Here is an 11,120-nt window from a genome sequence, read left to right as displayed (position 1 = left end):
GCGGCCAGCATCAGCGGCGACGTGGCTGGCGCGGTGGTCGAGGAGGACAGCCTCAGCGTGTCCGGCGTGCTCACGGTCAGCGACGAGGACAGCGGCGAGGCCGAACTGCAGCCGGTGACGGCGGGTACCGCCGGCGCCAATGGCTACGGCACCTTCGAGGTGCTGGCCGACGGCAGCTGGACCTACAGCCTGAACAACGGCCATGCGGCCGTGCAGGCCTTGCCGGAGGGGGTGACCCTGAGCGACAGCCTGACGGTGCTGTCCGAAGATGGCACCGCCAGCCAGGTGATCAGCATCACCATCCACGGCACCAACGATGCGGCGGTGATCGGTGGCGTCAGCAGCGGCACGGTAACGGAGGATGCCTCCACGCCGAACCTGACCACCGCAGGCCTGCTGACCATCAGCGACCCGGATGCCGGCCAATCGTCCTTCCTGACGCAGTCGAACATTGCCGGTAGCAACGGCTATGGCAGCTTCAGCATCAATGCCGCAGGCAACTGGAGCTACAGCGCCAGCACTGCACAGGCAGCAATTCAGGCCCTGGGCGCCGGTGCCAGCCTGACCGACAGCTTCACCGTGCAAAGCCTGGATGGCAGCGCTAGCCAATTGGTGACCGTGACCATTCAGGGCACCAACGACGCCCCGCTGCTGAATGCCGCGGCTACGCCGATCGGCAACGCGGTACTGGAGGATGCTGGCGCCCCTGTGGGGGCGGTGGGCACTTTGGTCTCGGCGCTCGTCAATCTCAATCCCCCCGCCGGTGGCTTGGACAATGTGACCGATGTCGATTCGGGCGCGGTAACCGGCATCGCGATTACCAATGCCGAAACGGCAAATGGCACCTGGTACTACTCGCTCAACGGGGGCGCGACCTGGACTGCGCTGGGCGCGGTGAGCGCGAGCGTTGCGCGCTTGCTGGCGGCGGATGGTGACAATCGGCTGTACTTCCAGCCGGCCGCGAATTTCGACGGCGAGGCGAGCATCACCTTCCGCGCCTGGGATCAAACCAGCGGCAGCGATGGCGGCACTGCCAGCACGACCAGCAATGGCGGTGCAACGGCATTCTCGACGGCGACCGACACTGCTGTATTCGATGTCACCCCGGTCGATGATGGGCCGACGGGTACAGCAGACACGCTGTTCATCAATGGTCCAAAGGACGTCGTGGTTACGCTGCAGAATGCCTGGCTAACCGCGAACGATGTGGCTCAGGGAGGTGCTTCGCTCAATGTCGCATCCGCCACTGCTGGCACCAATACAAGTGGCGTTTCTGTATCGGCGACAACTACGACATTCAGCTTCAATGAGAACAACACCACAGGCAGCTTCACCTATATAGCCACGGATGGTTCGCAGACTTCGCAAAGCACAACCGTCTCGATTACGAGCACGAACGGCGACATTACCGGCGGCACTGGCAACGACATCCTGATCGACACACGAGGCAATAGCGGCACAACCCTGGATGGTGGCGCGGGCAATGATTTCATCATGGGTGGCGTTTCTGACAACATTCTGATCGGAGAGCAGAATGACCGCCTTCTGGATGGTGGCAGTGGCGCCGACACGCTGCGGGTGGGGGCCAGTTTCGCCAGCACCGGCGACGCCCAGATTGCCAATATCGAGAGTGTGCAACTCACAACGGCGACAACGCTGAACCTTTCCAACCAGACCGAGGCTTTTACCATCCTGGGCTCATCCGGTGCGGACAGCATCACGGGGGGCAGCGGGGCCGACAGGATCATCGGAGGTGGTGGCTCCGACACCTTGACCGGCAACGGTGGGGCTGACCGGTTCCAGTTGGCAACGAGTGGGGGCACGAGCACGATCACCGATTACATCGATGGTGTGGACAAGATTGCCTTCCTTGATGCGGGGAACAGCGGCGGTGGCAGCGTCAACTTTGCCGGCACCGTTGGAACCGCCACTGGTGCAACGCTCAACGTGAATGATTTGGTCACTCGCACCAGCGTCTCGAACATTGCAGCCAGTGATGACCAGAAAGTCATCGTGATCAGCGCTGCCCAAACCACCAACCAGCTCCAGAACGGTACGGGCGGCAACGGCTCGCAGGACAACTATGTCATTGCGTTCAACTCGAACACGGGACGAGGTGAAGTCTGGTTCGATACGGACTGGAGTAGCACCGCAGGTCGAGTGAAAGTGGCAACGCTGGACAACATCACCAACCTGTCCGGGGTTACTTCGATCACGAACACCGACATCGTTGTCTACAGCACCACCACTGCCCCCGCCGGCATCGCCGGTGAACCCATCAACCTCACCCTGACTGATCCGGAGGAACACGTCGGTGCGGTAACCGTCAGCATCAACGGCGTACCGGCCGGCTGGTCCATCAGCGGAGGCACCGACAATGGCGACGGCAGCTGGACGGTGCAGACCGACGATCCGCGCAATCTCAGCGTGACCACGGCAGCGAGCTTCGCCGGGGCTCTGGTGCTGGCGGTGAACATGACCTGGACCAACGCCGATGGCAGCACGGGGTTCGCTTCGCTGCTGGACAACGTCGAGGCCTATGCACCCGGCTCGTCGATTTTCGCGCTGTCCAGCGACGACAACCTGACCGGCTCCGGTGGCGACGATCTGTTCGTGTTTGCCCAGCCGATCGCGCACAACCAGATCCACAGCTTCGACGCGGCCAGTGACCGCATCGACCTGATCGGCTTCGGCGCGGGCCTGGATTTCGCCGATTTGCAGATTGCCAACGACGGGCAGGGCAATGCCCTGATCACCCTGGGTGAAGGTTCGAGCATCACCCTGCGTGGTGTGGATGCCGGCGCACTCAGCGCCGCGAATTTCGTCTTCGATCTGGAACCCGAGACCCGCAACGCCGGCACCCTGACCCTGCATGACGGCTCCATGCTGCCGCTGGGCGGTTTCCTCGACAACAGCGGTACGGTTGCCCTTGATTCCCATGGCCGGGAAACCCGCCTGGAGGTGCTCGCCGATCACCTGACGCTGCGCGGTGGCGGCCAACTCACGCTCTCCGACGATGAGCACAACCTGATCATCGGCGGTGCATCGACTGTCCGCCTGGTGAACGAAGACAACACCATCTCGGGCGCCGGGAATCTCGGCGGTGGGCAGATGACGTTGAGCAATGCGGGCACCATCCTGGCCAATGGGGTGAACAGCCTGCAGCTGGATACCGGAGCCAACACAATCGTCAACAGCGGCGTGCTGGCCGCCACGGGCACCGGCGGCATGACGGTGGGCAGTGCCCTCGACAACACCGGCCACCTCTGGGCGAACGGCGGCGACCTGCGGCTGATGGCGGACGTGACCGGCAACGGCAGTGCAACGATCGATGGCGACGCCAGCCTGACCTTCGGCGGAGCCGCCCAGGCCGCTGTCGCATTCCATGGCGAGGGGGCGGGAACCCTGGTCCTGGCCCATGCCGAGGATGCCGCTTCGCTGGCGGTGGTCCTTGGCCTCGAGCAGGACGACCGGCTGGTGTTCGGCGACCTCGGCTTCGGTGCCGGCACTCAGCTCGGCTACAGCGCCAATGCCTATGGCACCGGAGGCCTGCTGACGCTGGACAACGGCGCGCAGCATGCCGAGTTGAATCTGTTGGGGCGCTACTCGGCGGCCGACTTCCAGGTCGCGGGTGCGGGCGAAGCCGGCACGCTGCTCAGCTACACCGGCAGCCAGGGCAGCGGCACCCTGGTCGGCAGCATGCTGGCAGACGTACTCAGTGGCGGCGATGGCGACGATATCCTCGTCGGCCGGGGCGGGGACGATGCGCTGAGCGGCGGGGCGGGCAGTGATGTATTCGCCTATCGCAACCTGGGTGAGGGTGTGGACAGCATCCTCGACTACAGCTTTGCCGATGGCGACAAGCTCGACCTGTCAGGACTGCTCGACGCGAACTTCGTGGCGGCGAGCAGCCGGATCGAGGACTTCGTCCAGCTGACCCAGTCGGGCAGCGACATCACCGTACAGGTGGATGCGGATGGCGCAGCCAATGGCACGGCCTTCGCCCCGGTGATTGTCCTGGTGGGTTGCGCCACCGAGGGCAATGACCAGGTGATGGCGCTGTTCGGTGGAGAAGGGCAGGTACTCAACGTTTGAGGACCAGCGCTCGCGCCGGGAGCACCCACGACAAGGCCTCGCATTGCTGCGAGGCCTTGTTTTGCATGGCGCAGGTTGGCGTTGATCTTGTGGGGGCGAATTCATTCGCCAAGCAGGCCGAAGGTCTGCCCCTGGGACTTCCAGTTCGCGGATGGGGCGGGCGGCGTTACGCGAGTTAGTAGGATGGGTGGAGCTTGCGATACCCATCAGCCCGGCCCGCATGGGTATCGCTCCGCTCCACCCATCCTACAAGGGGCTATGCGGCAGCGGTTTGAGGTGGTGCCGAAGCCGATCCCGGAATCGGTGCGCACAGCGCACCCTACGGTCCAGACCAGGTGAAAGGGGGGCCGCTTTGTAGGGTGCGCCATGTGCACCACTTCTGGAGAGGAGTCCGCGCTACCTTCGCGAGTGGCGGGTACGGCACACCCTGCTGTGGCCAGCAGGGTGGATGTTCGGCGTCAGAATGAAGCTGGTTCAGCGGTTGACGTTGTCATCCCAGGGATCGCTGCTGGCGCGGCGGTCGCCTTTTCGCCGGTCTTCCTCGAAGCGGATCATCTGGCGTCGGTCAGGGGACTTGCGCCGGTCGCCACCCTCGCGGGTATCGATCTTGAACTTGGCTGGACCAGCCTTGGGGCGGGGGCTGTCGTTCGGTTCGGTGGGCTGCAGGCCCAGCCCTTCGAGCTTTGGCTGATCATCAGACTTGATCATTGAGTTACTCCAGTTGCTGGGCACTGCGCCTCGATTTGAAGGGTAGTCCGGCGCGGCCGTTCGGTGCGCAGCAATGGAGTGAACGGACGCGTGTGCTTACCAACGGATCGGTGCGCCCGAAACGACAAAAACTTCGCATTGCTGCGCGGTCTTTATCGTCATCGTTCCGGCCCCATAGCCCGGGATTCGTCCCGCTGCGCCTCTGTGCCGCCTTGTGCCGACGTGACGGGCTGGATCGTGAATGCCGGTACTTTAACAGCATCTTGCCATCATTTTGGGCGCATGAGAGTCTGTGGGGGATAGGCGTTTTCATACGCTCAAGTCGTCAGTTGCTGACGGGGTTCGATTCAACAGCCTGCAAAGACTGAAGAAGATCCTGTCAGATCGACCTCTGTTCTGACCTGAGAAGTCTCCAACATGGAATGTGTGAGGCTGAAATGGATCTGAGTCCGATACAGGTTATTGCGGTGACCAGTGGCAAGGGTGGCGTCGGCAAGACACAGGTGTCGACCAACCTGGCGATCGCCCTGGCCAGAAGGGGGCAGAGAGTCGCGCTGTTCGACGCCGACCTGGCCTTGGCCAACGTCGATGTCGCCCTGGGCGTGAACGTCCGGGCCTGCTCCGCTGACGTTCTGGCGGGGCGACGCAGTCTGGCGGAAGTCGTCCACATAGGGCCGGCGGCCATCAAGGTCGTGCCCTCGGCTTCCGGAGGGCCGCTACCGACCCCTGCTCAACTGGCGGGTCTGATTCACGCGTTCAGCGATATCGCCAACGACCTGGATGTACTGATCATCGACACGGGCAGGGGCATCGACCCGATCGTCGTCAGCATGGCCTGTGCCGCCCAGGAAGTCCTGGTCGTGGTATGCGATGAGCCCACGTCGGTGGCCGGCGCCTACGCCCTGATCAAGCACCTGCACCTCGTTCACGGCGTATGCCGCTTTCACGTGCTCGCCAACATGACGCGCAGCCCGGAAGAGGGGGTCTACCTGTTCAGGAAGATGCTCAAGCTGACCGAGCGCTCCCTGGATGTGGCCCTGCATTACCTGGGCGCCTTGCCGTTTGACGAACAACTGCGCACCTCGGTCCGCAAGCAGCGCGCCGTTGTCGAAGAGTTCCCCCGCTCGAAATGCGCGGTCGCATTCAAGACCATCGCCAACCGGGTCTATGGCTGGCCGTTGCCATCGGCGCCGAGGGGCAACCTCGAGTTCTTCTTCGAGCGCCTGCTGTGAGCTACCTGGCCGGGTAGGGTGGGCTTCAGCCCACCGTAGGGCCACCATACGGTGCTGCACCAAGCCGATACGGACTAAACCCAAACAAAAAAAAGGCTCACCGCGAGGTGAGCCTTTTTGATGTGTATTGTGTGTATTGAATCATTTGAGGGAGCGCTGATTGGTGTGTACAGTACACACCGTATGGCCAGGAGGTAAGACAATGGATAGGTACCTCAATGCGCAGCAAAGAGATCATCGCAATGTTGGAAGCGGACGGATGGTATGAAGTGGCGGTGAAGGGGAGTCACCATCAGTTCAAGCATCCAAGGAAGCCGGGACGGGTGACGGTTCCACACCCCAAATCAGATATCCCAGTTGGAACTGCAAACAACATACTAAAAACAGCCGGCCTCAAGTGAGGCCGGCGCCACCAGCAGAAGCTGGGGTCAAAGGTGAACAGGGGAAGCTAGTGGAGAGGGCTGATGCGATGAAATTTTCAGTCGTCCTGCATAAAGATCTAGGCAGCGACTTTGGTGTGACCGTGCCTGATGTTCCAGGCTGTTTCTCGTCGGGAGTAACTGTGGCCGAAGCTCTGGATAATGTTCAGGAAGCGCTCGCACTCCATTTTGAGGGATTGGTGGCTGACGACCAGCCTTTGCCTCAAGCACAAGACATTGATGTTCATTACGCGAATCCAGACTTTGCGGGTGGAGTCTGGGCCGTTGTCGATTTCGACGTGACCCCCTATCTGGGTAAAGCTGTGCGCTTCAATGCCACCCTGCCGGAAAACCTACTGCATCGTATCGATGAGAGAGTGAAGCGTGACCACCGCTACGCCTCCCGCTCGGGTTTTCTGGCAACCGCGGCGTTGCGTGAATTGGCGGCAGTCTGATCTGCCGAGCAAGGGAAAGGGCGCCTGTTGGCGTCCTTTTTATTGGGCAGGATGGTGCGGCACCAGGAGTCGAGCAGCGTGTCTGTAGGCTTTGATTTTGCTGGGGTTGGCTGTCGATGTTTATCAGGAGTACCTATAAACGTATCCCGAAGTCCGAAAAGACCCCGTCCCAAGCAAGGCTATTTGGCTGGGCGAACGGCTAATGCTGGCATTGGCTTTCGTCGTCGCCCCTGAACGCCTGTGGCAGGTCAACGCCCCGTTACTCGCCCTATCTGATCCGCCATTGCTCGACGACATTTGCCAATGGCCTAGAAACTTGGGGTGGAGAAACTGGCGCTGGCTGCGATTAGCTGGCCCTGGTCGACATTGAAGGTCAGTTGGAAGGTGGCCAGCACCGGAATGGCCACGCTGGTGGAGCTGACATTGACCGGTGTAAGGAGGAAGGTCAGCTCCACCACGTCGCTGGGCCGCAGTACGCGCACTACCCGGTTTTCGCCATGGGCGACGTAGCGGGTGCCCGTGGTCAGCCCGACGCCGATCACGTTGAGGAAGTCGATGAGCAGGGTGACGCCCGGTTCGTCACCGAGGTCAGGGTCGCTGAAGGTGGTGGCGTTGATCCGTGCCTGTCCCGTGAGCGATATGTCCTCGGTTGCCGTGGTCAGGGTGCCGGCGATGGGGATGACACGCTGGTCCGGCCGGCGCTGGAAGACGGGGGCGGCGGCGGCGCGGCGGGAAACCAGACCGATCACCAGGGCGACGAACGCCAGGAGGGTTGTTGGAAGACTCCTTCGCGCGATGTTCATCTTTGTCTCCTCAATGCCTATTGGAGTTGCTGGGAGCCCTTGGCATGACCGTTGGCCGGTGGCAACGGCGGCCTGGAATCCGCCTGCCCTTGCGCGGTCGCACCCTGGATTTCGAGATAGTGGATAAGCGCCTCGACGTCGTCGTCGCCGAGGCGCAGGTTGGGCATCCGCACCTGGTTGTAGCGGGCAAAGAGCTCCAGGGCGAGGGGGTCTTTCTGCTCCAGCATCTGGTCGGGTGCCTTGATGAACCGCCTGAGCCAGTCCTTGTCGCGCCGCGTGGTCACGCCCTGCAGGTCGGGCGCCAATGCCGCGCCCTGGCCGATGGTGTGGCAGGCCGCGCAGGTCCTGCGGAACAACAGGCGCCCGGCGTCCGTGTCTGCTATGGGTGGCGCGGCTGAGTAGCTCTGGCTTGCCACCCCGCGCTGGTTCTGCCAGCCCAGCAGGAAGGTGCTGAGCTTGGCGGCGAGGAAGCGTGGGTTATCCAGAGTGGACTGGCGCATCCACTGCCCGGCGGGTTCGTTGCCGACCATCAGGCTGGTCAGGTGATGGTCCGGGTCTTCGGCATCGGTGCTGGACCACAGGCCCAACTTCTGCTGCGCCAGGCGGATGTCATCTGCCTTGCCCGTGAGGAATAGCCAGTCAGGGCCGGCGTGGAACTTCTCGGCGTAGGCCTTGAGCACCTCGGGGGTGTCGTGCTCGGGATCGACGGTAATGGAGTAGAAATGGATGTTCGCGGCCTGGTCGCCCAACTGGCTCCGCACCCTCGCCAGATTGGCGGTACTGAGGGGGCAACTGTCGGGGCAGGAAGTGAAGATCATGTTGATCGCGACCCGCTTGCCCTTGAGCAGGTCTTGATAGAGATGCACAGTCCGGCCGTCCTGGGTCACCAGCGGTACATCCGGGAAGTAGCCCGGGCCCCAGGGCTGCGCGGCCAGGGCCTCGGCTCCAGCCCCTGCCAGTAGCGCGCAGGCCGCCAGCATCGCCAACCCTTTCAAGCTGCCCATGGCGGTGCCTCCTACTTGAACGCGGTGGGTAGGATGTCATCCGGCGGTACGAACGTGACGCCCTGTGGCGTGGGGATCGGCGTCGGTAGCGGGCGCAGGAAGGCCCCGCCAAGGTCGTCGATTTCCCAGCGCAACAGCATCGCGTTGTCTTCATGGGTGGTGTTGTGACAGTGCTCCATGAACATCCCACCGAAGTCCCGAAACTGCAGGCTGAGGGTGACACTGCCGCCCGGATGCAAGCGGTAGACGTCCTTGCGTCCGCGTTCCCACGCTGGGACGTTGCTCGCCTTGCCGTCACGAGCGAGGATCTGCCCCTCCTCGAAGTGGATGTGGATGGGGTGGTCCCAGCCGCCGCCGCCGTTTTTCAGCGTCCAGATCTCGCGGCTGCCGAAGCGTGGCGCGGCGCTGATGCGGCCGAAGTCCGCGGCGAGCATGTCGCCGCCACTGGCCTTGATGCCCCAAGGTCCGAAGAAGCTGGTAATGGGGTCGCTGGTGGTCTGCTGGGCGCCACGGCCGAACTCGAACGTCCGCTCGGCTGCCACCGGAATTCGGGACAGGTCCGGGTTCGGGATCAGTTGCGCCGGTACCTGGCTGATATCGGGCCGGGCCGGATCGCGGACGACGCGAAACTCGAGGAAGCGGCCGACGCAGGGATCGCTGGAAGTCCCCGCCAGAGCATCGCGCAGGGCCAGGTCCTCCTTGGGCCGACGACCGTTCTCGTGTTCGGCGAGGTTGACCAGCCAGACCTTGTCACCGATCTGATAGCGGGAGAAATCGACGATGATGTCGAAGCGCTCGGCGATACCCATCTCGTCCAGTGTCGTGACCGGAACCGGCGCCGGCAGCAGGTTGCCGTCATTGGCGATGATGGTCATGGGCGAGGAGTCGCTGAAGGCGAGTTTGAAGAAGCGCGCCACCGCCCCGTTGAGGATGCGGAAGCGGTACTTGCGCCGTTCCACTTCGAAGAACGGCTTGTATGCCAGATTCACGGTCATCACATCGCCGAGGAAACCGTCGAAGTCGAAGATGTTCATGGCCAACTGGCCGTCGCCATCCCAGGCCTTGTCGGCGAGCATCAGGTTGACGTCGTAATCGAGGTTGCCGAAGGACTTGGCCGTGCCGCTGGGCAGGCGCAGGTTCACACCGTCGTTGATCTCCTCGTTACCGCGGTCGACGGCGCTGTAGATGTTGAACATCCCAGCGTTGCCCTTGTACACGTTCTGCGCCGTAAAGCTGAACATGTGGTCGTGGAACCAGTGGGTGCTCATGGTTTCCCGATAATCGCCCGGCACCCGGTCGACTCCCCCCGCGTCGTTGGGGCTGCCGCAGCGCGCGTCACCTGCGTCCTGGTTGATGCTGAAGTAGCCGCCATGGCAGATGGGATAGTGGTAGTCGTAGAACTGGCCGGGGAAGAAATAGGCCCCAGTGAAACCGTCGTTCTCCGCGCCGTGGTGGCCGTTGTGCTCATGGGTGGTGAGGGTGTGGATGCCGAATCCGCCGTTTTGGCTCGGGTCTTCCGGCAGGCGGTTGTGATGACGGAAGAGAATGGCCTCGTGGTAACGCCCCATCAGCAGCTTCGGCGGTAAAGTGCCATTGAAGGTCCACAGCGCGAGCGGCCCCTGGTCCGGCAAGCCAGGATGGAAGGTCGGGCGGAAGGACTGAGCCGGATCGATGCCGGAGTTCAGGCTCGACGGCACCCCCGGGTTGTAGACGGTATTGGGCTTGGCGCCCTCCTGGGTCACCTCCACCGCCATCCGAACCGGGAAATCGGTCCATTGCTGGTGGGCCCAGGCGGGGCCCGGCGGACGACCCTCGATCGGCCCCGTGCCGCCGCCCAGCACTGCCGGCACCGGCCGTTGCGTGGTGTTCGCCTCCATGGTCGGGTCAGGACCCGGCACTCCCGGGAAGGCGGGAATAGGGGCCATCACACCATTGCCGGCGATGAAAGGTTTGCGTGGCAACACGTCGAAGCGCGGCATGGGTTGGGTGAATGGCTGCACGCCGAACAGTGGGCTTGGTGGTAGCCCGGAGGGGATATTCAAGGTTGCCGCATAGGCGCTGCTGGTGAAGGGGCTAAGTCCATGGACCGGGACCAGCAGGCCGCTGGATGTTGCAAGGCCCCATTTGATGAAGTCGCGTCGTGTGACTTCGCCCTTGGTTAAGGCACCGGCCAGTTCCGCAAAATTTTCTCTGGCTTGTTCCGCTTCCCTGAGGCGTGCCCTTGATGCGTCTCTCGGAAGGTACATCAGGTCTCCGTGCACAATAATCCCCGGCTTCCGGGAATGACCTTCGGCAAAAGACTGCGCCGAAGGGGCTGGATCACGATGCAGTTGAAGACGCTTGTAAGTCCTCACCCTTGACAGGTCACATCAGGGTAAGGGCTTCGCCATTTTCAGAATCGAAA

At 62.7% G+C, this 11,120-nt stretch carries 8 protein-coding genes; 4 read left to right on the top strand and 4 right to left on the bottom strand.

All coding sequences use genetic code 11. From position 1 onward, the window contains the following. Positions 1–57 precede the first annotated feature (57 nt). Positions 58–4,095, top strand: a complete 4,038-nt coding sequence (locus ACFW0H_RS29235) for a beta strand repeat-containing protein (RefSeq protein WP_422917335.1) — start codon at positions 58–60, stop codon at positions 4,093–4,095. Between the two features lie 474 nt (positions 4,096–4,569). Here the strand turns inward: ACFW0H_RS29235 and ACFW0H_RS29230 are convergent, their stop codons facing one another. After that, entirely contained in the window at positions 4,570–4,803 is a 234-nt protein-coding gene (locus tag ACFW0H_RS29230) for a hypothetical protein (protein WP_422917334.1), read from the bottom strand. Between the two features lie 437 nt (positions 4,804–5,240). Between ACFW0H_RS29230 and ACFW0H_RS29225 the strand changes: the two genes are divergently transcribed. The 3 genes from ACFW0H_RS29225 (at position 5,241) to ACFW0H_RS29215 (ending at position 6,909) form a co-directional block, all read left to right on the top strand. Further along, on the top strand, positions 5,241–6,035 hold the full coding sequence (locus tag ACFW0H_RS29225) for a MinD/ParA family protein (protein ID WP_422917333.1): 795 nt from the start codon (positions 5,241–5,243) through the stop codon (positions 6,033–6,035). A 218-nt stretch (positions 6,036–6,253) separates the two neighbouring features. Next, positions 6,254–6,436 (top strand): type II toxin-antitoxin system HicA family toxin, encoded by a 183-nt coding sequence (locus tag ACFW0H_RS29220; protein ID WP_422917332.1) that lies wholly within the window; start codon positions 6,254–6,256, stop codon positions 6,434–6,436. A 68-nt stretch (positions 6,437–6,504) separates the two neighbouring features. Further along, entirely contained in the window at positions 6,505–6,909 is a 405-nt protein-coding gene (locus ACFW0H_RS29215; RefSeq protein ID WP_422917331.1) for a type II toxin-antitoxin system HicB family antitoxin, read from the top strand. A 308-nt stretch (positions 6,910–7,217) separates the two neighbouring features. Here ACFW0H_RS29215 and ACFW0H_RS29210 read toward each other — a convergent pair whose 3' ends face one another. The 3 genes from ACFW0H_RS29210 to ACFW0H_RS29200 are packed head-to-tail and all read right to left on the bottom strand — an operon-like array spanning position 7,218 to position 10,758. After that, positions 7,218–7,712, bottom strand: coding sequence for a hypothetical protein (locus tag ACFW0H_RS29210; RefSeq protein WP_422917330.1), 495 nt, complete (start codon positions 7,710–7,712; stop codon positions 7,218–7,220). Positions 7,713–7,729: 17 nt separating this feature from the next. Then, positions 7,730–8,716: an SCO family protein gene (locus ACFW0H_RS29205; protein WP_422917329.1), complete on the bottom strand. Its 987-nt coding sequence runs from the start codon at positions 8,714–8,716 to the stop codon at positions 7,730–7,732. 11 nt (positions 8,717–8,727) lie between these two features. Then, positions 8,728–10,758, bottom strand: coding sequence for a multicopper oxidase family protein (locus ACFW0H_RS29200; RefSeq protein WP_422917328.1), 2,031 nt, complete (start codon positions 10,756–10,758; stop codon positions 8,728–8,730). Positions 10,759–11,120 lie beyond the last annotated feature (362 nt).

It is taken from the genome of Metapseudomonas cellulosilytica (assembly GCF_049334135.1).
Classification (GTDB): domain Bacteria; phylum Pseudomonadota; class Gammaproteobacteria; order Pseudomonadales; family Pseudomonadaceae; genus Metapseudomonas.
Note: the sequence above shows the minus strand (reverse complement) of the source record. Positions and strands in the feature narration are given on the sequence as shown.